18 protein-coding genes are annotated in these 18,897 nt (G+C 71.6%); 5 read left to right on the forward strand and 13 right to left on the reverse strand.

What is annotated here, in order from left to right:
- Window positions 1-3 precede the first annotated feature (3 nt).
- Both EIM48_RS15305 and EIM48_RS07525 read right to left on the reverse strand, forming a co-directional pair.
- Window positions 4-888, reverse strand: a complete 885-nt coding sequence (locus EIM48_RS15305; RefSeq protein ID WP_148099517.1) for a class I SAM-dependent methyltransferase — start codon at window positions 886-888, stop codon at window positions 4-6.
- 70 nt (window positions 889-958) lie between these two features.
- Window positions 959-2,596, reverse strand: a complete 1,638-nt coding sequence (locus EIM48_RS07525) for an electron transfer flavoprotein-ubiquinone oxidoreductase (RefSeq protein ID WP_125111409.1) — start codon at window positions 2,594-2,596, stop codon at window positions 959-961.
- Between the two features lie 104 nt (window positions 2,597-2,700).
- On the opposite strand from EIM48_RS07525, the gene EIM48_RS07530 reads away from it, so the two are divergent.
- On the forward strand, window positions 2,701-3,324 hold the full coding sequence (locus EIM48_RS07530; RefSeq protein WP_039731652.1) for an alpha-ketoglutarate-dependent dioxygenase AlkB: 624 nt from the start codon (window positions 2,701-2,703) through the stop codon (window positions 3,322-3,324).
- On the opposite strand, the gene EIM48_RS07535 is transcribed toward EIM48_RS07530, so the two are convergent.
- The 5 genes from EIM48_RS07535 to EIM48_RS07555 all read right to left on the reverse strand — a co-directional run bounded on the left by EIM48_RS07535 (window position 3,257) and on the right by EIM48_RS07555 (window position 7,441).
- The gene (locus tag EIM48_RS07535; RefSeq protein WP_125111410.1) at window positions 3,257-3,691 is read right to left on the reverse strand and encodes a hypothetical protein; all 435 of its coding nucleotides are present in this window, start codon (window positions 3,689-3,691) and stop codon (window positions 3,257-3,259) included. The two genes, EIM48_RS07530 and EIM48_RS07535, sit on opposite strands and share 68 nt — an antisense overlap.
- Window positions 3,692-3,776: 85 nt before the next feature.
- A complete protein-coding gene (locus EIM48_RS07540; protein ID WP_125076654.1) occupies window positions 3,777-4,436 on the reverse strand; it encodes an ABC-type transport auxiliary lipoprotein family protein in 660 nt (219 codons plus the stop codon).
- The gene (locus EIM48_RS07545) at window positions 4,433-5,359 is read right to left on the reverse strand and encodes an MlaD family protein (RefSeq protein ID WP_019399560.1); all 927 of its coding nucleotides are present in this window, start codon (window positions 5,357-5,359) and stop codon (window positions 4,433-4,435) included. Before EIM48_RS07545 ends, EIM48_RS07540 begins: the two co-directional genes overlap by 4 nt.
- Window position 5,360: 1 nt before the next feature.
- Window positions 5,361-6,203: an ABC transporter ATP-binding protein gene (locus tag EIM48_RS07550; RefSeq protein WP_019399559.1), complete on the reverse strand. Its 843-nt coding sequence runs from the start codon at window positions 6,201-6,203 to the stop codon at window positions 5,361-5,363.
- A gap of 119 nt (window positions 6,204-6,322) precedes the next feature.
- Window positions 6,323-7,441, reverse strand: coding sequence for an MlaE family lipid ABC transporter permease subunit (locus EIM48_RS07555; protein WP_051403743.1), 1,119 nt, complete (start codon window positions 7,439-7,441; stop codon window positions 6,323-6,325).
- 65 nt (window positions 7,442-7,506) lie between these two features.
- Here EIM48_RS07555 and EIM48_RS07560 point away from each other — a divergent pair, with 65 nt between their 5' ends.
- A complete protein-coding gene (locus EIM48_RS07560; protein ID WP_125111412.1) occupies window positions 7,507-8,757 on the forward strand; it encodes a threonine/serine exporter family protein in 1,251 nt (416 codons plus the stop codon).
- A 64-nt stretch (window positions 8,758-8,821) separates the two neighbouring features.
- Here the strand turns inward: EIM48_RS07560 and EIM48_RS07565 are convergent, their stop codons facing one another.
- The 3 genes from EIM48_RS07565 to EIM48_RS07575 form a co-directional block, all read right to left on the reverse strand.
- Window positions 8,822-9,253 carry an H-NS histone family protein gene (locus EIM48_RS07565; protein WP_026010717.1) on the reverse strand — a complete coding sequence of 144 codons (432 nt, stop codon included), beginning with the start codon at window positions 9,251-9,253 and terminating at the stop codon, window positions 8,822-8,824.
- Window positions 9,254-9,407: 154 nt separating this feature from the next.
- The gene (locus EIM48_RS07570; RefSeq protein WP_019399555.1) at window positions 9,408-11,102 is read right to left on the reverse strand and encodes a proline--tRNA ligase; all 1,695 of its coding nucleotides are present in this window, start codon (window positions 11,100-11,102) and stop codon (window positions 9,408-9,410) included.
- A 465-nt stretch (window positions 11,103-11,567) separates the two neighbouring features.
- On the reverse strand, window positions 11,568-11,948 hold the full coding sequence (locus EIM48_RS07575) for a DUF4124 domain-containing protein (RefSeq protein ID WP_019399554.1): 381 nt from the start codon (window positions 11,946-11,948) through the stop codon (window positions 11,568-11,570).
- A 104-nt stretch (window positions 11,949-12,052) separates the two neighbouring features.
- Between EIM48_RS07575 and pssA the strand changes: the two genes are divergently transcribed.
- From pssA to rimI, 3 genes are read left to right on the forward strand one after another with little or no spacing between them, the layout of a single operon-like run.
- A complete protein-coding gene (pssA, locus tag EIM48_RS07580; protein WP_019399553.1) occupies window positions 12,053-12,829 on the forward strand; it encodes a CDP-diacylglycerol--serine O-phosphatidyltransferase in 777 nt (258 codons plus the stop codon).
- A gap of 1 nt (window position 12,830) precedes the next feature.
- Window positions 12,831-13,295 (forward strand): hypothetical protein, encoded by a 465-nt coding sequence (locus tag EIM48_RS07585; protein WP_125111413.1) that lies wholly within the window; start codon window positions 12,831-12,833, stop codon window positions 13,293-13,295.
- 50 nt (window positions 13,296-13,345) lie between these two features.
- On the forward strand, window positions 13,346-13,801 hold the full coding sequence (gene rimI, locus EIM48_RS07590; RefSeq protein ID WP_051403747.1) for a ribosomal protein S18-alanine N-acetyltransferase: 456 nt from the start codon (window positions 13,346-13,348) through the stop codon (window positions 13,799-13,801).
- A 193-nt stretch (window positions 13,802-13,994) separates the two neighbouring features.
- Here the strand turns inward: rimI and EIM48_RS07595 are convergent, their stop codons facing one another.
- The 3 genes from EIM48_RS07595 to EIM48_RS07605 all read right to left on the reverse strand — a co-directional run bounded on the left by EIM48_RS07595 (window position 13,995) and on the right by EIM48_RS07605 (window position 18,876).
- On the reverse strand, window positions 13,995-16,823 hold the full coding sequence (locus tag EIM48_RS07595; protein ID WP_125111414.1) for a valine--tRNA ligase: 2,829 nt from the start codon (window positions 16,821-16,823) through the stop codon (window positions 13,995-13,997).
- A gap of 129 nt (window positions 16,824-16,952) precedes the next feature.
- On the reverse strand, window positions 16,953-17,375 hold the full coding sequence (locus EIM48_RS07600) for a DNA polymerase III subunit chi (RefSeq protein ID WP_019399549.1): 423 nt from the start codon (window positions 17,373-17,375) through the stop codon (window positions 16,953-16,955).
- A gap of 10 nt (window positions 17,376-17,385) precedes the next feature.
- A complete protein-coding gene (locus EIM48_RS07605) occupies window positions 17,386-18,876 on the reverse strand; it encodes a leucyl aminopeptidase (protein WP_125111415.1) in 1,491 nt (496 codons plus the stop codon).
- Window positions 18,877-18,897: the final 21 nt, after the last annotated feature.

Below are 18,897 nucleotides of genomic sequence, written 5' to 3' on the forward strand. Positions count from 1 at the left end.
CGGTCAGCGGATCGCCACCAGGGTCCACATCCCGTAGGGCAGGCCGTGCTCGAGCGAGTACGGCATGGCCATGCAGGCCTGGCTGAAGCCGGCCTCGCGGAAGCGGTCGAGCACGTCCCAGCCGAAGTGGTAGTAGCAGAGGATGCCGCCGCTGATCGGGTCGCCGTGGTACTCGGGCGGCTCGAGGTGTTCGATCCCGCCGTCGGCGGCGAGGCGCGCCCGGACCAGGGTCGTGGGCTGGTCGGTGAACGGAAAGGTGGCCACGCAGGCGCCGCCGGGCCGGAGCACGCGGTACATTTCGCCGATGGCGGCCTGGTAGTCGGGCACGTGCTCGAGCACGTCGAAGCTGGCCACGCCGTCGAGCGATGCATCGGCGAAATCCAGCGCGGTCAGGTCGCGGAACACGACCCTGCCGCGTCCGCCCATCCGCCGCAGCGCGTGGGTCAGGCCGCGGCGCCGCCGCCAGTCGGGCTCGAACTCGCCGCCGTGGAGCTCGGCCTGCAGGTGGCGCTGCATCCAGACGAAGGTGGCGGTGGCCTGCTCGGTGACGTAGACCCGCGGCAGGCGTGGCCGCAGGCCCAGCCTCGCCAGCAGGTCCGGCAGCGGCGCCGGCGCCGGCTGCCAGCGGGCCAGCTGCTCACGCAGCAGCTTCAGCGAGGCGCGCAGCCGGGTGTTGAGCCCGCAGCCGGTGCACACCAGGCCTTCCCTGAAGTCGGGTGAGGCCGGATCGCCATGCAGCTTCAGCCGCGCCTGCGTCCCGCACAGGACGCATTCTGTGGCCAGGCCATCGGGTCCGCGCGCGGCGAATTCCTGCGAGGCCAGCCAGGCCTGCGCCAGCGCATCCTGGTCGCCGTGGCGACTTTCCCAGTCCGGAAAACAGAACCGCAAGGTCGTTCCCCCCACTCCAGGCAGTGGGGTCGATCCTAACGGGTTTCCGCGGCGCGGGTCGCGGGCGGGCCTAGAGGTTCTGGTAGTTCGGCCCGGAGCCGCCCTCGGGCGTGACCCAGGTGATGATCTCGTACGGGTCCTTGATGTCGCAGGTCTTGCAGTGCACGCAGTTGGCGGCGTTGATCTGCAGGCGCCTGCCGGCTTCGTCCTCGACCATCTCGTACACGCCGGCCGGGCAGAAGCGGGTGCAGGGGTTGCCGTACTCGACCGTGCAGCGCTCCACGCAGATCGAGGTGTCGGCCACCTTCAGGTGCACCGGCTGGTCCTCGTCGTGCTCGGTGGCGGCGTAGTACACCGCCTGCAGGCGGTCGCGCGGGGGCAGGGTGCGCTCCACCCAGCCGCGGTCCGGGGCCTGGTACTGGCCCAGCTTCTGCAGCGAGGACCAGTCCGGCGAGCCCTTGAGCGTCCACGGCGAGGCGCCGCCGGTGGCGGTCTCCCATGCCGCGTTGGCCATGCCCAGCCACAGGCCCTTCTTGAAGCCGGGTTTGATGTTGCGGACCTTCTTCAGCTCGGCCACCACCTCCGAGGCGCGCAGCTTTGCGTCGAAGCCGGCCGGGTCCAGGCCGCTGGCGGCCAGGTGCTCGGCGGCGAGCATGCCGCTGCGGATCGCCTGGTGGGTGCCCTTGACCTTGGGCACGTTGAGCAGGCCGGCGGTGTCGCCGACCAGCAGCGCGCCAGGCATCTCCACCTTGGGCAGGGCCTGGTAGCCGCCGGTGACGATGGCGCGGGCGCCGGCGGAGAGGATGCTGCCGCCTTCCAGCAGCGGCTTGACGTGCGGGTGGTTCTTCCACTGCTGGAAGGCCTCCCACGGGCGGTACTCCGGATCCTTGTAGTCCAGGCCGCTGACGTAGCCGATCGCCACCTGGTTGTTCTCCAGGTGGTACAGGAAGCTGCCGCCGTAGGTGTCGTTGTCCGCCGGCCAGCCGAAGCTGTGCACGATCTTGCCCGGGCTGGTGCGGCCTTCCGGCAGCTGCCACAGTTCCTTGATGCCGATCGAGTAGCTCTGCGGGTCGCTGTCCGCGTCCAGGCCGAAGCGCTTGATGAGGCGCTTGGTCAGGTGGCCGCGCGCGCCCTCGGCCAGCACCGTGACCTTGGCGCGGATGTCGATGCCGGGGGTGTAGCCGGGCTTGAGCGAGCCGTCCTTGGCCACGCCCATGTCGCCGATGCGCACGCCCAGCACGGTGCCGTCCTCGGCATGCAGGGTCTCGGCGGCGGCGAAGCCGGCGTAGATCTCCACGCCCAGGGCCTCGGCCTGCGGCGCCAGCCAGGCGCACATCGCGCCCAGGGAAACGATGAAGTTGCCGTGGTTGCGCATGCCCGGCGGCACGACGGGCAGCTTCGTGCCGCCATCCTTGGTCAGCAGCCAGAATTCGTCCCCGGTGGCCGGCACGCACACCGGCGGCGGGTTGTCGCGCCAGCCCGGCAGCAGGGCGTCCAGCGGGCCCGGCTCGATCACCGCGCCGGACAGGATGTGCGCGCCGACGGTGCTGGCCTTCTCGATCACGCAGACCGACAGCTGCGGGTCGAGTTGCTTGAGGCGGATGGCGAAGGCCAGCCCGGCGGGACCGGCGCCGACGGTGACGACGTCGTACTCCATCACGTCGCGTTCCACCTCGGGCGTGGGCGTTGGGGCGGTGGTTTCCGTCATCACGGCTCCGGCTGGCTGTTCTGGCTGGCCCGGCATTCTCGGGTTTCGCGGACGGCGGGGCAAATCCCTGCGCGCCAGGGGCCGCGCCTGCTAGCGTGGCGGGCATGCAATGGCAGCGCTTCGAGCTCCCCGACGCCCGGCTGGAACTGGCCCGCGGCTGGCTGCCGCCGGCGGCGGCGGCCGACCTCATGCAGCGCCTGCTGGACGGGCTGCCGTGGGAGGTGCACCGGATCCGGATCTTCGGCCGCGAGGTGGATTCGCCGCGGCTGAGCTGCTGGATCGGCGACCCGCAGGCGGTCTACCGCTATTCCGGCAGCCGCTTCGTGCCGCATCCCTGGAACGCGGAACTGGCGGCACTGCGCAGGCGCCTGCAGGACGAGCTGGGCGCGCGCTTCAACAGCGTACTGGCCAACCTTTACCGCGACGGCCGCGACGCCATGGGCTGGCACAGCGACGACGAGTTGGAACTGGGCCCGCAGCCGCTGATCGCCTCGCTGAGCCTGGGCGCGCCGCGCCGCTTCGTGCTGCGCCGGCGCGACGATCCGGCGCGCAAGCTGGCGCTTCAACTGGAGCCCGGCAGCCTGCTGCTGATGGGCGGGTCCACCCAGCGCCACTGGAAGCATGCCCTGCCGCGCACCGCGCGGCCGGTGGGCGCGCGCATCAACCTGACCTTCCGCCAGGTGCAGCCGCATCCCCGGCGTCCGCCGCCTGCGGCAGCTGCGCCCTGAGTTCGGCCAGTTCGTGCTCGTGCTGCTGCGCCAGTTCCCGCAGCTGGCGGGCGTGCTGGTCGCGCAGTTCCGCCAGCTCGCGGTCCAGCGACAGCGCCCAGCGGGTGCGCTCCAGGTAGCCGCCGAAGTAGTAGGACGCGCGCGCGCTCTGGATCGTTGCCTGGCGCAGCAGGCCGCAGCGCGCCAGCAGCGCGTCGTTCTCCGGCAGCGGACGGTAGATGCGCTCGCTGAAGTCCTCCGGGGCCGGATCCGGGTCGAATTCGGCGATGCTGGCGTAGCTCTTGCCCGGCAGCGGGCTGATCCGGAACCCGTGCGGCGCGAAGATCGCCTCCAGGCCGCGGATCGAGTAGCTGACGATGTGGCTCATCCGGGGGCGCGCGGCGCCAGTGTTGGGGGGGCGGTGGAGCCGGGAGCTTGCGGGTCTGGCTTGCTGCAGGGGACGGGCCGCGCGCTCAGGGCGCGGGGCGGCTGGCGGCGTCGGCCTGGCCTGCGGCCAGGGTCCAGCCGGCGACCTGGCGGCCGACCTCGGCCAGGGCCTGGTCGAAGGCCGCGGCCACGCTGCCGATGTCGGTGGCCGGGGACGGCTGCACCTGGGTGAAGGTCTGGCTGGCGACCACGCGCTGGTCGGTGTTGTGCATCAGCTTGGCCACCACCTCGATCACCGCCGCCGGGCGGTCGCCGCCGCGGTAGTCGGCCTCGAAGCGGCGGATGTCCAGCGCCAGCCGGTAGTTCGCGCGCAGGCCGGTGGCCACGCGGCCGACCGCGTCGATCTTGCCGGAGTCCTCCAGCACGCGCAGCACCGTAGCCTCCAGCATGTCGGTCGGCGGCTGCACCCAGACCGCGCCCTTGTACACCTGCAGCTCGCCCGGGACCGGGCGCACGCCGATGCGCGGCGAGTCCAGCAGGCGCGGGGCGGACGGGCGGGCGATGGCCAGCTGCCAGTCCACCCTCGGCCAGGAGGGATCCGGCGTGGCCGCGGCCTCGGGGGCGTAGATGGTCACCGGGTCGCCGGGCTTGCCGACCAGCGAGCAGCCGGCCAGCGTCGCGGCCAGGACCAGGAAGGCGAGCCGGCGCGCGGGCGCGGCGGGCGTGGGGAAGGGAACGGGCGTCATTGCGGTTCGAACTCCTTGGCTCCGTCGCGGCCGAGCAGGAAGCGCGCCGGGTTGTTCTCGAGGCGGTCGCTGATCTGGCGCAGGTCGCGGATCAGCGCGCGCAGCTCGGTCAGGGTCGGGCCCAGCTGGGCCAGGCCGTCGTTGGCGAAGCTGTTGATCGCGGCGCGGTTCTCGCCAAGGATCGCGTCGGCGTTGCCCGCTGCCGAATCCAGCCGCGCCAGGGTCGAGTCCAGGCGGCTGATCAGCGCCGGCAGCTCCCGCACCAGGTTCTGGTCCACCCGCTGCACGGTGGCATTGGTGTTCTGCAGGGTCTGGTCGAGGCTGCGCGCGGCGTCGCGCGCGGTGGCAAGCAGCGCCTCCATGCCTTCGTCCTTGGCCGCCATGCTGGCGCTGATGCGCTCGATGTTCTCCAGGGTGCGGCCGATGTGGGCCACGTTCTGGTCGCTGAGCACCTGGTCCAGGCGCTCGACGATGCGGTTGGCGGTGTCGGTGATGTTCTGCAGCGCCGAGGGCGAGGTCTGGATCTGGGGAGTGTCGCGGGTGTCCACCGCGGTCAGCAGCGGCGCCCCGGGCGAGCCGCCGGACAGCTGGATGATGGCGGGGCCGGTGAGGCTGGTGATGGCGAGCTTGGCGCGGGTGTCGGTCTTGACCGGCACGTTGGCGTCGGCGCGGATGATCGCCACCACCCGGCGCGGGTCCTGCGGGTCCAGCGACAGCTTGTCGATCGAACCGACCGAGATGCCGTTGTACTGCACGCTGCTGCCCACCGACAGGCCGGTCACCGCCTCGTCGAACACGATCATGTAGCGCTGCCAGCTGCGTTCGGACGAGTACTTGGCCGCCCACAGCCCGAACAGCAGCAGGGCCACCGACACCACGATGGTGAAGGCGCCGATCAGCACGTAGTTGGCGCGGGTTTCCATCTCAGTCCGCCTCCTGGCGCGGGGGATTGCGCTGGCCGCGCGCGGCGCGGGCGCGCGGGCCGTGGAAGTATTCCTGCACCCAGGGATGGTCGAAGCGCTCGACTTCCTCCAGCGGGGCGTTGATCACGACCTTGCGGTCGGCCAGCACCGCCACCCGGTCGCAGATAGCGTACAGGGTGTCCAGGTCGTGGGTGATGAGGAACACGGTCAGGCCCAGGGCCTGCTGCAGGGTGCGCAGCAGGTGGTCGAAGGCGGCGGCGCCGATCGGGTCGAGGCCGGCGGTGGGCTCGTCCAGGAACAGCAGCGGCGGGTCCAGCGCCAGCGCCCGGGCCAGCCCGGCGCGCTTGCGCATGCCGCCGGACAGCTGCGCCGGCAGCTTGGACGCGGCGTCGGCGGGCAGTCCGGCGAGCTTGACCTTCAGCAGCGCCAGCTCGCGGCGCCAGGTCTCCGGCAGCTCCGGGTGGTGCTCGCGCAGCGGCACCTCCACGTTCTCGCCCACGGTCAGCGAGGAAAACAACGCGCCGTCCTGGAACAGCACCCCGGTATGGCGCTGGATGTGCTGGCGCTGGCGCGGATCGTCCGAGCGCGCGTCCGCGCCCAGTACCTCGATGCTGCCGTCGGTCGGCCGCTGCAGCCCGAGGATGCTGCGCATCAGCACCGACTTGCCGGTGCCCGAGCCGCCCACGATGCCGATGATCTCCCCGCGGCGCACGTCGAGGTCGAGGCCGTCGTGGACGGTCTGGGATCCGAATCGGTTGACCAGCCCGCGGACGCGGATGGCCGCCTCGCCGCCATCCGCGTCCGCGGGCTGGTCGCTCGTGATTCGTGATTCGTCATTCGTCAAAGCAAAAGCATTCGCTCCGGAAACCCGGCGGCCTGCTTCTGGCTTTTTCGGATCACCCATCACGAATCACCAATCACCGTTCGTCGAATCACCCATCACGAATCACCAATCCCGCCCTTTCACCAATCCATGTTCATGAACCAGAGCGCCGCCAGCGCGTCGAGGATGATCACCAGCGAGATGGTCTGCACCACGCTGGAGGTGGTGCGCTCGCCGACCGACTGCGCCGTGCCCTGCACGCGCATGCCTTCCAGGCAGCCGATCAGGCCGATCACCATGGCGAACACCGGGGCCTTGGACAGGCCGACCAGGAAGTGGCGCAGCTGCAGGGTCTCGTGCATCCGCGCCAGGTACATCTGCGGCGGGATCTCCAGGTCGAACGCGCCCACGGTCACGCCGCCGGCCAGGCCGGCCATCATCGCCACGAAGGTCAGCAGGGGCAGCATCACCAGCAGCGCGACCAGGCGCGGGATCACCAGCAGGTCGATCGGGTCCAGGCCCAGGGTGCGGATCGCGTCGATCTCCTCGCGCGCCTTCATCGCCCCGATCTGCGCGGTGAACGCCGAGGCGGTGCGGCCGGCCAGCACGATCGCGGTGAGCAGCACCGCGAACTCGCGCAGGAAGGCGATCGACACCAGCTCGACCACGAAGATCTCGGCGCCGAAGTCGGCCAGGATGGTCGAGCCCAGGAATGCGATCACCGCGCCGACCAGGTAGGACAGCAGCGCCACCAGCGGCACCGCGTCCAGGCCCACCTGTTCCATGTGCGCCACCGTGGCGGTGAGGCGGAAGCGCCGGGGCTGGCGCAGCAGGCGCAGCAGCTTGACCAGGTTCTCCCCGGTGAAGCCCAGCAGCTCGACGATGTTGCGGCCGACGGCGTGGGTGGCGCGGCCCAGGCGCTCCAGCGCGGCGGCGAAGCCGTAGTCGCGCTTGCGCGCCGGGCGCTCGTCGGACACGTCCTCGATCACCTGCACCAGCGGCAGGTGCGCCGTGCTGAAGCGCACCGCCGCCTCCGGCAGGCGCCGGCGCCGCGCGAAGCGGATCAGCTGCATCACCCCGGCCGAGTCGATCCGCCCGATCCCGGTGGCGTCCACCGCGGTCACCGCCTCGGGCAGCTCGCGCAGGCGCGCGGCCAGCTCCATGGCGTGGTCCAGCGTCCAGTCGCCGGCCAGGCGCGCCTCCTGCTCGGAGCCGGGGGCCAGGGTCCAGCCGGGCGGGTTCGGGGGGGTCGGGTCCATAGTCCGGCCGCAGCATACAGGCAAGGCGGTGACTGCTGCGCCGCCGCTGGCGCGATACTAGTGCGATGTCCAACGTCCCCGCCCGGCCCCAGGCCAGCTATCCCCAGCGCATCGCCTTCGTCGCCGAGATGGCGGTGCGCCTGCACCGCTACGGCACCACCGCCCAGCGCCTGGAGGCGGCGATCACCGCGCTGTCGCAGCGCCTGGACCTGGAGTGCGAGGCCTGGTCCAACCCCACCGGCCTGATCCTCAGCTTCAGCGAGCCCGGCAAGCCGCTGGGCAGCACCGACACCACCCGGGTGATCCGCCTGTCCCCCGGGGAGAACGACCTGCACAAGCTGTGCGAGGCCGACCGCATCGCCGAGGCCGTGGCCAGCGGCCAGCTGACCATCACCCAGGGCCATACCGCGCTGCGCGCACTGGACCGGCCGCCCTCGGCCCTGGCCAGCGCCATGCAGGTGTTCGGCTACGGTTTGGCCGCGGCCGGCGTGGCCGGGCTGTGGCGGCTGCCGTGGCTGGACATCGCGGTGGCCGCGGCCACCGGGCTGATGATCGGCCTGCTCGACCAGTACTGCGCCCGCCGCGCCGCGCTGCGCGAGGCCAGCGAGGCGCTGTCGGCGCTGGCCGCCGGCGCGGTGGTCAGCCTGGTCGCGGCCCTGGTGGCGCCGCTGAACCTCAATACCGTGGTGATCGCCTCGCTGGTGGCGCTGCTGCCCGGCATGGCGATCACCAACGCCATGAACGAGCTGTCCAGCCAGCACTGGGTCTCCGGCACCGTGCGCTTCGCAGGCGCCCTGACCACGGTGCTGAAGCTGACCGTGGGCGCGGTGGTGGCGGTGAACCTGCTGGACGTGCTTGGCCTGGAGCCGCAGGTGCGGGCGCTGCGGCCGCAACCGGAAAGCGTGGAATGGCTGTCGATGGCGGTGGCCTCGTTCGCCTTCGCGGTGCTGTTCAAGGCCAGCCCGCGCGACTACCCCTGGGTCATGGGCGCGGCCATCACCGGCTACCTGATCTCGCGCTTCGGCGGCCACGAATGGGGCAGCCCGGTGGGCATCTTCCTCTCGGCGCTGGTGCTGACCGCCGCCGGCAACGGCTTCGGCCGCTGGCTGCAGCGGCCCGGTGCACTGATCCGCCTGCCCGGCATCATCATGCTGGTGCCCGGCAGCGCCAGCCTGCGCGGGCTGCTGACCATGGTCCAGCAGCAGGACGTGGACGCCGGGCAGAGCGCCATGCTGCTGGTGATCAATATCGTCGTGGCCCTGGTCGCGGGCCTGCTGTTCGGCAACCTGCTGCTGCCGGCACGCAAGAATCTCTGAGCCGCCGGTGCGGGCGCAAAAGGAAACGCCGGCCCCGGGGCCGGCGTTTCCACGTAGGGGGCGGTTACTTGCCGCGGGCCTTCTTGACCACCCGCTTGCGCGCGCCCTTGGCGGCCTTGGCCGGGGTCGGGGCGGCTGCGCCCGGGATCAGGAACTCGGCCACATCGCGGCCCTGGGCGACATAGGCCGCCAGCCAGCGCGGCTGCTTGCCGCGGCCGGTCCAGGTTTCCTTCGGGTTTTCCGGGTTGCGGTACTTCGGCGGCACCTTGCCCAGCTTGCGGGCGCGGCCGCTGCCGGCCGCGGCGCTGGCGCGGCCGCCGCCCGGGGCGCCGAACAGCTCCTCGATGGTGTAGCCCTCGGCCTTGGCCAGTTTGACCAGCTTGCTGCGGACCTTGGCGATCGGGGCCCGCTTCGACAGCAGGGCCTGGCGCTTCTTGGCGGTGGCGATCAGGGAACCCAGTTCCCGGGGCGACAGCGTACTCAGATCAATCGACATCATATTCTCCGGCAATCATGGGAGGCCCGTCCCTGGGCAATCGACTGCAGGATAATCCAGTGCAATAAACCCGGCAATGAACGGTGCGTCAAGAAAAAACGGCCCGATTATCGCCGGATAATCGGGCCGCCATAACCGCCGGGAAAACGCGCGCTCAGTCCGCCAGGCGCTGCAGCAGCTGCGCGCGGTCCAGCGCCTCGGCCTCGCCGCCGCGGCGGGCGCGGTATTCGTAGGTGCCGGCCTCCAGGCCGCGCGCGGAAACCACCACGCGGTGCGGGATGCCGATCAGTTCCATGTCGGCGAACATCGGGCCCGGGCGCAGGCCGCGGTCGTCCAGCACCGCGTCGATGCCGGCTGCCTTCAGCTCCTGCAGCAGCGATTCGGCCGCCTCGTCAACCTGCGGGTCCTTCTTCGGGTTGATGACGCAGATCGCCACCGCCCACGGTGCCATCGGCACCGGCCAGACGATGCCGGCCTCGTCGTGGTTCTGCTCGATCGCCGCGGCCACGATGCGGGAAACGCCGATGCCGTAGCAGCCCATCGCCGGGACCACGGCCTTGCCGTTTTCGTCCAGCACGGTGAAACCCATGGCCTGCGAATACTTGCGGCCGAGCTGGAACACGTGGCCGACCTCGATGCCGCGCGCCAGGCGGATTTCGCCGCCGTCGGCGGCGCGGTCGCCGGCGACCACGTTGCGGATGTCCGCCACCACGTCGGCCTCCGGCAGGTCGCGGCCCCAGTTCACCCCGGCCAGGTGGAAACCGGGCTCGTTGGCGCCGACGACGAAATCCGCCATCGCCGCGACCTCGCGGTCGGCAACCACGCGGATGGCCTTCTTCGCGCCCACCGGGCCGAGGAAACCCGGCTCGCTGCCCAGGTGCTCGAGGATTTCCGCTTCGGTGGCCGGGCGATATTCACCCACGCCGTCAACCTTGGCCAGCTTGATTTCGTTTACCGAATGGTCGCCGCGCACGAGGGCCAGGACAAAGCCCTGCTCGCCGAAAAACGCCACCGACTTGACCGTGCGCTGCAGCGGGATTCCCAGCAGCGCGGCCACGTCCTCGCAGGTTTTCTGGACCGGGGTTTCGACCTTGCGCATTTCCTCGGCCGCGGCCGGGCGCGGCCCCGGGGCGGCGGCCTGCGCGGTTTCCACGTTGGCGGCGTAATCGGAGGCGGTGGAGAAGGCCAGCGCGTCCTCGCCCGAATCGGCCAGGACGTGGAATTCCTGCGAGGCGTCACCGCCGATCGCGCCCGAATCGGCCTGCACCGCGCGGAACTCCAGGCCCAGGCGGGTGAAGATGCGGATGTAGGCCGCCTTCATGTTCTCGTATTCGCGCGCCAGGTCCTCGTCGGAGACGTGGAAGGAATAGGCGTCCTTCATCAGGAACTCGCGCGCGCGCATCACGCCGAAGCGCGGGCGGATCTCGTCGCGGAACTTGGTGTGGATCTGGTAGAAGTTCACCGGCAGCTGCTTGTAGCTGCTCAGTTCCTGGCGGGCGAAGTCGGTGATTGCCTCCTCGGCGGTCGGGCTGAAGCAGTATTCGGCTTCCTTGCGGTCCTTGATCTTCAGCAGCTGGCCGCCGAATTTCCCCCAGCGCCCGGTTTCCTCCCACAGCTCGCGCGGCTGGATGGTCGGCAGCTGCAGTTCCACCGCGCCGGCGCGGTCCATTTCCTCGCGCACGACCGCCTCGACCTTGCGCAGCACGCGCAGGCCCAGCGGGGTCCAGGTGTACAGGCCGGCGGCGAGCTTGCGGATCATGCCGGCGCGCAGCATCAGCTTGTGGCTGACCAGCTCGGCGTCGGCCGGGGTTTCCTTGGTGGTGTGCAGGTGGAAGCGGGAAAGGCGCATTGGAATGCCGGAATGGGGGTGCGGAAACCGGACATTCTGCCAGCACCGCGGGCAGCGCGGGCCGGCAGCCGGCCCCAGGCAGGACGGATCGCCCGGCGACGTGGCCAGGCCGCATGGCAGTCCCGGTCCCGGGATCAGGGCGGCCAGGCGGTGGTGGGATGCGACGCACGCCGTCGCGGCAGCACCGGCGCCTGGCCATGGCGTGGCTGGCGGGGGGCGGGGAGGGCGCGGCGGACATGGCCGGGCAGCGCGGCCGCGCCGGGCTGCGGCCCTGGCGGCGCGGGAGGGCCAGGCCGAGCCGGGGCCCGTGCGCTGGCGACCGCCTTCGCGGCGGACCGGTACCGATGGGCCGGGCCGCCGGGGCTGCGTCCGGAGCCCGGCAACGGGAAACGCGGCATTGGGCCGGTGGACGGGCCCCTGGGCGGGAGCTGGCCAGGCCGGCCAGCCATGTCGCGGGCCGGGCGGTCAGGCCGGGCAGTTGGCCTTGACCGCGGCCTCGGCGACCGCGCGGTGCGACTGCCGCTCCTCGTCGGTCAGGGTGCGGTCGGGCTTGCCGTCGCCGTCGCTGTCCAGCTGCACCGGGCGCGGGTCGTCGAAGGCGGCCAGGTTGCGCCGGGCCTGGGTGCAGGTGGCGCTTTCCGGTGCTTCCCCGGCGGGCTCGGACTCCACCGCATAGCCGCTGCCGGCGACCCGCCGGACCTCGTAGTGCTGCCCCGACGGCGGCTGGTCCGAGGAATGGGTGACGCCGTTGGCGTCCTTCCACTTGTAGATGTTGCCGGCCAGGGCAGGGCCGCTGGCACAGGCGGCGGCCGCGAGCAGCAGGCAGGTGCGGGACGGCAGGCGCATCGGACAGGCTCCCCAGGCTTCGTGAGGCCCCGATTGCAGCATCCACCGCCGGGCGTGGCAAGGGACCGGTTCGCAGCCGGGCGGCCGCCCCGTACACTGGCGGCATGGATCTCGATCGCCCGCCGCCGCGTTCCCGCGGCATCTACCTGCTGCCCAACCTGTTCACCACCTGCGGCCTGTTCGCGGGCTTCTACGCGATCATCGCGGCGGCCAACAGCCAGTTCACCGCGGCCGCCATCGCCGTGTTCGTCGCCGCCATCGCCGACGGCATCGACGGCCGGGTGGCGCGCCTGACCGGCACCAGCAGCGCCTTCGGCGTGCAGTACGACTCGCTGGCCGATCTGGTCAGCTTCGGCCTGGCCCCGGCCCTGGTCATGTACCACTGGTCGCTGTCCTCGCTGAAGTTCGACGGCGGCATCGCCGGCCGCGTCGGCTGGGCCATCGCCTTCCTGTACGCGGCCTGCGCGGCGTTGCGCCTGGCCCGCTTCAACACCCAGGTGGGCGTGGTCGACAAGCGCTTCTTCGTCGGCCTGGCCAGCCCGGCGGCGGCGGGGCTGATGATGTCCTTCGTGTGGGCCTTCGCCGACGGCGAGCTGGGCTGGAGCGGCGAGGAGCTGCGCTACGTCGCGCTGGGCGTGACCCTGTGCGCGGCCCTGCTGATGGTCAGCCAGATCCGCTACTGGAGCTTCAAGGGCAGCGGCGAGGGCGGGGCGCGCGCGGACAAGGTGCCGTTCGCGGTGTTGCTGGTGGTGCCGGTGGTGATCGCGGTACTGGTGATCGACCTGCCGCGCGCGCTGCTGGCAGTGGGCATCCTGTACGCGCTGTCCGGGCCGGCGATGTGGGCCTGGCAGCGCTTCCGGCCGTCGCAGGAGGTGGCCTGACATGCAGGCCCAGGCCGGCACGCCGTGGAGCCCACGCCAGCGCTGGTGGCTGCAGGCGCTGGGCTACACCGTGCTGCGCGTGGCCGGCACGGAGGAGGAGGAACGGCTGGAGCCGGTGCAGGCCCGGGTGGCCGCGCCGGAGCGTCCGGCGCCCCCGGTCGGCCGCGATCCCGACCGCGATATCGCGCCGCCGCCGCGCCGGCGCGCGCCGGCCGCACCGGAGGCGGACGCGGCGGCCCCGGCGCCCGCGGCCGCCACGTCCATGCCGCGTCCCGGCAGCATGCGCCGCCCGGTGGGCCTGCCCGACCGCCTGCAGCTGGCGGTGCTGCGCGCTTCCGGGCTGCCGCCGACCGACCCGCGGCTGCAGGCCCTGCTGGCCGACTGGCCCAGCGAGCGCCTGCGCGCCGACCCGGCCGCCAAGCGCCAGCTGTGGCCGCTGCTGCGCGCGCTGCGGAGGCCGGCGTGAGCATCGCCGCCTACCGCGAGACCGCGCGGCCGCAGTGGCGGCTGCGCGCCATGCGCGAGGGCGACCTGGACGCGGTGATGGCGATCGAGAAGCGGGCCTATCCGTTCCCGTGGACCCGCGGCATCTTCCGCGACTGCCTGCTGGCCGGGTACCCGGCGCTGCTGGCGCTGCAGGACGACCAGCCGGCCGGCTACGGGGTGATGAGCATCGCCGCCGACGAAGCCCACGTGCTGAACCTGTGCACCGCGCCGGAGCGGCAGTCGCGCGGGCTGGGCCGCTACGTGCTGCGCGCGCTGCTGAGAATGGCGCGCGACCGCGGCGCGCACCGGGTGTTCCTGGAAGTGCGGCCGTCCAATCCACCGGCCATCGCCCTGTACCTGAGCGAGGGCTTCAACGAGATCGGCCGCCGCCCGCGCTACTACCCGGCGCACAATGGCCGCGAGGACGCGCTGGTGATGGCGATGGAGCTGGTCTCCGGCGACATCGACCGGATGCCGCCGCTCTGACGGCGCCGCTCCCGTCCCTGTTCCGCCGTCCTGCGGAGGCCGCTTAGCCCCGGCAAGCGCAGCGCATCCGCGGAGGCATCACGCCTGCGGGATGCGGCACATGCATGTCCGTGGCGCGCAAACATGCGCCCCACGCAGGGCGGGCTCCCGGGCCGGCAAGCAAACGGGGCGGCCACTGGCCGCCCCGCTGTCCTCAAAGCCGCGCGCGCTGCTCGGTCAGGGCGGCGAGCTTGGTGGTCCAGTCGGCCAGGCGCTGGCGCTCCTGTTCGACCACCGCCGGCGGCACCTTCTCGCTGAAGCGGGCCAGCTTGGCCTCGCTCTTCTCCTTCTCGGCGCAGATGCGCGCGATCTCCTTGTCCAGGCGCGCGCGCTCGGCGTCCAGGTCGACCAGGCCCTCCAGCGGCACCAGCAGCTTCAGCTCGCCGACCACGGCCGCGGCGGCGGCCGGGGCGGCGGCGCCGGCCGCCAACCATTCGATCGACTCCAGCCGCAGCAGGAAGCGCAGCTGAGAGTCGAAGCGGGCGACGCGGGCGCGGTCGGCGTCCACGCCGTCGGCCAGCAGCAGGCGCACCGGCTTGCCCGGCGACACGCCCAGCTCGCTGCGCACGCGGCGCAGGCCGGAGACCATGGCCTTGAGCCATTCGATGTCGGCCTCGGCGGCGGCGTAGTCGTGTCCGGCGAAGTCGGCCTCGGCCGGGTACGGGCGCAGCGACACCGTGGCCGCCGCGATGCCCAGGCGCGGGGCGACCTGGCGCCACAGTTCCTCGGTCACGAACGGGATCAGCGGGTGCAGCAGGCGCAGCAGCGCCTCCAGCACGTACAGCAGGGTGTGGCGGGTGCTGGCCGCGGCCGCGGCGTCGTCGCCGCCCAGGGCCGGCTTGGCCAGCTCCACGAACCAGTCGCAGAACTCGTTCCAGGCGAACTCGTAGAGCGCCTGCGCCAGCAGGTCGAAGCGGTAGGCAGCGAACTGCGCGCGGGCCTCGGCGGTGACCGCGGCCAGGCGCGCCAGGATCCACTTCTCGGCATCGGTCTGCGGCTGCGGCACGCCGCTGAACGAGGCGCCGTCGGTGTTCATCAGCGCGAAGCGGGTGGCGTTCCACAGCTTGTTGCAGAAGTTCTTGTAGCCCTCGGCGCGGCCGAGGTCGAACTTGATGTCGCGGCCGTGGCCGGCCAGCGCGGCGATGGTGAAGCGCAAGGCGTCGGCGCCGTGGGCGGGGATGCCCTCCGGGAATTCCTTGCGCGTGGCCTTCTCGATCTTCTCCGCCAGCTTGGGCTGCATCAGGCCGCGGGTGCGCTTGGCGACCAGGTCCTCCAGCGAGATGCCGTCGATGATGTCCAGCGGGTCGAGCACGTTGCCCTTGGACTTGGACATCTTCTGGCCCTGCGCGTCGCGGATCAGGCCGGTGATGTACACGTCGCGGAACGGCACCTTCCCGGTGAAGTGGTCGGTGGCCATGATCATGCGCGCCACCCAGAAGAAGATGATGTCGAAGCCGGTGACCAGCACCGAGGACGGCAGGTAGCGGTCGAAGCCGCGCTCGGCCATCGCCTTCTCGTCCGGCCAGCCCATGGTCGAGAACGGCCACAGCTGCGAGGAGAACCAGGTCTCCAGCACGTCCGGGTCCTGGCGCAGGGCCACCTCGGCGCCCAGGCCGTGCTTCTGCCGCACCTCGGCCTCGCTGCGGCCGACGTAGCAGTTGCCGGCCTCGTCGAACCAGGCCGGGATGCGGTGGCCCCACCACAGCTGGCGGCTGATGCACCAGTCCTGGATGTTCTCCATCCAGTGGCGGTAGGTGTTGATCCAGTTCGGCGGGACGAACTTCACCTGGCCGGACTCGACCAGCTCCAGGCCGCGCCTGGCCAGCGCGTCCATGCGCACGAACCACTGGTCGGTGAGGTAGGGCTCGATCACCTGACCGGTGCGGTCGCCGCGCGGCACCTGCAGCTTGTGCGGCCTGGTCTCCACCAGCAGGCCCTGGGCCTCCAGGTCGGCCAGCACGGCCTTGCGTGCCTCGTAGCGGTCCAGGCCGCGGTACTTCTCCGGGGCGTTGTCGTTGACCGCGGCCTCGGGGGTGAAGATGTTGATCAGGGGCAGCTTGTGGCGCACGCCGACCTGGTAGTCGTTGAAGTCGTGCGCCGGGGTGACCTTGACCACGCCGGTGCCGAAGGCGCGGTCCACGTATTCGTCGCCGATCACCGGCACGCGGCGGCCGGTCAGCGGCAGCACCACTTCCTTGCCGACCAGGCCCGGGTAGCGCGGGTCCTCCGGGTGGATCATCACCGCGGTGTCGCCCAGCATGGTCTCCGGGCGGGTGGTGGCCACGACCACGTAGTCGCGGGTCTCGCGCAGGACCTCGTTGCCGTCGGCGTCGAGCTCGGCGTACTCGTAGCTCGCGCCGTCGGCCAGCGGGTAGCGGATCGACCAGAGGAAGCCGTCCTCCTCGACGTTTTCCACCTCCAGGTCGGAGATCGCGGTCTTCAGCACCGGATCCCAGTTGACCAGGCGCTGGCCGCGGTAGATCAGGCCTTCCTCGTGCCAGCGCACGAAGGCCTCGACCACCGCCGCCGAGGGCTGCGGGTCCATGGTGAAGGTGCTGCGCGACCAGTCGCCGGAGGCGCCCAGGCGGCGCATCTGCCGCTCGATGGTGTCGCCGGAGCTGGCCTTCCACTCCCAGACCTTGGCGATGAAGCCCTCGCGGCCCAGCGAATCGCGGGTCTCGCCCTTGCCCTCGGCCGCCAGGTTGCGGCTGACCACCATCTCGGTGGCGATGCCGGCATGGTCGGTGCCCATCTGCCACAGCACGTCGTAGCCGTCCATGCGGTGGAAGCGCACCAGCGCGTCCATCAGCGTGTGCTGGAAGGCATGGCCCATGTGCAGGGTGCCGGTGACGTTGGGCGGCGGCAGCAGGATCGAGTACGGCCTGCCCTCGCCGCGCGGCGCGAAGCAGCCGCTGGCTTCCCATTCGGCGTAAAGCCGCGATTCGAAGGTCTTGGGTTCGTAGCCGGAGGGAAGAGTGGACATAAGGGCCGTGATTGGTGATTCGTTATTCGTCATTGCAAAGAGCAGTGCTTCGTCGGACCGGGATGGGTGGCAGGCGGTTTTGCTGTCGCCTTTTCGGATCACCAATCACGAATCCCGAATCACAGCCCCTCACATGTCATGTTTGTTCAGGTCGTAACCCAGGGCCTGGTACTGGCGCCAGCGCTCGCGCAGCGGGCCGCGGGCGGCGGGGTCGGCGGGCACCACTTCCAGGACGCGTTCGCAGGCGGCGGTCCAGGCGGCGTCGCGCAGGTTGATCACCAGCGGGCGCGCCGGGGCCTCGATCTCCGGCGGGACGATCAGGACGGGGGTCAGCTCGTCCTCCTCGTCGCCGGCGATCTGGTGCGGGATGTAGGCGTCCGGCTCGAACGACCACAGCAGGTCGTCCAGTTCCTCGGCCTGGGCCGCGTCGCGCGCCAGCACCAGGGTGAACTGGTTGGTCGCGTAGGCGCGCTTGGCCAGTTCGCACACCAGCAGCAGTGGCTGCCCGGCGAACCGGGGCTTGGCGATCAGGTAGAAGTCGGCGCGGGGCATGGCGGGCCGCTTACGCGGCGCTTCCTTCGGCCGCGCGGTCCAGCAGCCACTGGCTCAGCAGGCCCACCGGGCGGCCGGTGGCCATGCCGCGCTTGCCTTCGTCGCTGGCCGAGCCGGCGATGTCCAGGTGCGCCCAGCGCTGGCCCTCGGTGAAGCGCGAGAGGAAGCAGCCGGCGGTGATCGCGCCGCCCCAGCGGCCGCCGATGTTGTAGACGTCGGCGAAGCTCGACTCCAGCAGGGTCTGGTACTCGTCCCACAGCGGCAGGCGCCAGGCGCGGTCGAACACGTGCTCGCCGGCGGCCAGCAGTTCGTTGGCCAGGTCGTCGTGCTTGCTCATCAGGCCGGTGGCGAACTTGCCCAGGGCGACCATGCAGGCGCCGGTGAGGGTGGCCACGTCGACCAGGGCGGCCGGCTGGAAGCGCTGGGCGTAGGTCAGCGCATCGCACAGGATCAGGCGGCCCTCGGCGTCGGTGTTGCCGACCTCGATGGTCTTGCCGGACATGGAGGTGATCACGTCCGACGGGCGGTAGCTGTTGCCGTCGATCGCGTTCTCCACCGCCGGGGCGATCGCCACCAGGTTCAGCGGCAGCTTCATCTTCACCGCGGCGACGAAGGTGCCCAGCACGCTGCCGGCGCCGAGCATGTCGTACTTCATCTCCTCGATGCCGCCCTGGGTCTTCAGGTTGACGCCGCCGGTGTCGAAGGTGATGCCCTTGCCGACCAGCACGTAGGGCCTGGCCGCCTTGTCGGCCGCGCCGTTCCACTTCAGCACGACCAGCTTCGGACGGTTGGCCGAGCCGCGGGCCACGGCCAGCAGCGAGCCCATGCCCAGGGCTTCCATCTGCTGCTCGTCCAGGATCTCGGCCTCCACGCCCTCGTGGGCGGCGGCGAAGGCCTCGGCCTGCGCGGCCAGGTAGGCCGGGTTGCAGATGTTCGGCGGCAGGTTGCCCAGCTCGCGGGTGAAGGCCACGCCCTCGGCGATGGCCTGGCCCTGGGCGAGGGCGGCCGCATCGTCGCCGGCGATGGCCAGCGCGCGCAGGCCCGGCTCGTCCTTCTTCTTGCCCAGGGTGGCGGTGTAGCGGTAGGCGGCGTGGTCGGCGGCGACCACGGCCTGGCGCACGTTCCAGGCCGCGTCGCGGCCGGGGACGGCGACTTCGGACAGGGTGAACAGGGCATGCGCGACCGGGCCGGTCTTCAGCGCCCGCACCGCGTCGGCGGCGGCCTTCAGGTACTGCGGCACGCCGAACTTGGCCGGCTCGCCCAGGCCCAGCACCAGCACCCGCGGCGCGGCCACGCCCGCCAGGTCGTGCAGGACCAGGCTGCTGCCGGTACGGCCATTGAGGTCGCCGCGTTCCAGCAGGGCGCGCAGGCGCCCGCCGCTGGCCTCGTCGATCGCCTGGCCCGCGGGGGTGAGCGTCTTGTCGGCAAAGGCGCCGATCACGACGCAGTCGGTGGCGGCCGCCGCGGCGGCCTCGCGGTTCAGGGTGAATTGCAGGGCCATTGATCAGATTCCGGGAGCAGG

This window comes from Pseudoxanthomonas sp. SGNA-20 (assembly GCF_003931635.1).
Taxonomy (GTDB): domain Bacteria; phylum Pseudomonadota; class Gammaproteobacteria; order Xanthomonadales; family Xanthomonadaceae; genus Pseudoxanthomonas.

Coding starts and splice junctions, on each gene's coding strand:
- EIM48_RS07525 (WP_125111409.1), bottom strand. CDS start 2,596: ATGACGGAAACCACCGCCCCAACGCCCACGCCCGAGGTGGAACGCGAC.
- EIM48_RS07530 (WP_039731652.1), top strand. CDS start 2,701: ATGCAATGGCAGCGCTTCGAGCTCCCCGACGCCCGGCTGGAACTGGCC.
- EIM48_RS07535 (WP_125111410.1), bottom strand. CDS start 3,691: ATGAGCCACATCGTCAGCTACTCGATCCGCGGCCTGGAGGCGATCTTC.
- EIM48_RS07540 (WP_125076654.1), bottom strand. CDS start 4,436: ATGACGCCCGTTCCCTTCCCCACGCCCGCCGCGCCCGCGCGCCGGCTC.
- EIM48_RS07545 (WP_019399560.1), bottom strand. CDS start 5,359: ATGGAAACCCGCGCCAACTACGTGCTGATCGGCGCCTTCACCATCGTG.
- EIM48_RS07555 (WP_051403743.1), bottom strand. CDS start 7,441: ATGGACCCGACCCCCCCGAACCCGCCCGGCTGGACCCTGGCCCCCGGC.
- EIM48_RS07560 (WP_125111412.1), top strand. CDS start 7,507: ATGTCCAACGTCCCCGCCCGGCCCCAGGCCAGCTATCCCCAGCGCATC.
- EIM48_RS07565 (WP_026010717.1), bottom strand. CDS start 9,253: ATGTCGATTGATCTGAGTACGCTGTCGCCCCGGGAACTGGGTTCCCTG.
- EIM48_RS07570 (WP_019399555.1), bottom strand. CDS start 11,102: ATGCGCCTTTCCCGCTTCCACCTGCACACCACCAAGGAAACCCCGGCC.
- EIM48_RS07575 (WP_019399554.1), bottom strand. CDS start 11,948: ATGCGCCTGCCGTCCCGCACCTGCCTGCTGCTCGCGGCCGCCGCCTGT.
- pssA (WP_019399553.1), top strand. CDS start 12,053: ATGGATCTCGATCGCCCGCCGCCGCGTTCCCGCGGCATCTACCTGCTG.
- EIM48_RS07585 (WP_125111413.1), top strand. CDS start 12,831: ATGCAGGCCCAGGCCGGCACGCCGTGGAGCCCACGCCAGCGCTGGTGG.
- rimI (WP_051403747.1), top strand. CDS start 13,346: ATGCGCGAGGGCGACCTGGACGCGGTGATGGCGATCGAGAAGCGGGCC.
- EIM48_RS07595 (WP_125111414.1), bottom strand. CDS start 16,823: ATGTCCACTCTTCCCTCCGGCTACGAACCCAAGACCTTCGAATCGCGG.
- EIM48_RS07600 (WP_019399549.1), bottom strand. CDS start 17,375: ATGCCCCGCGCCGACTTCTACCTGATCGCCAAGCCCCGGTTCGCCGGG.
- EIM48_RS07605 (WP_125111415.1), bottom strand. CDS start 18,876: ATGGCCCTGCAATTCACCCTGAACCGCGAGGCCGCCGCGGCGGCCGCC.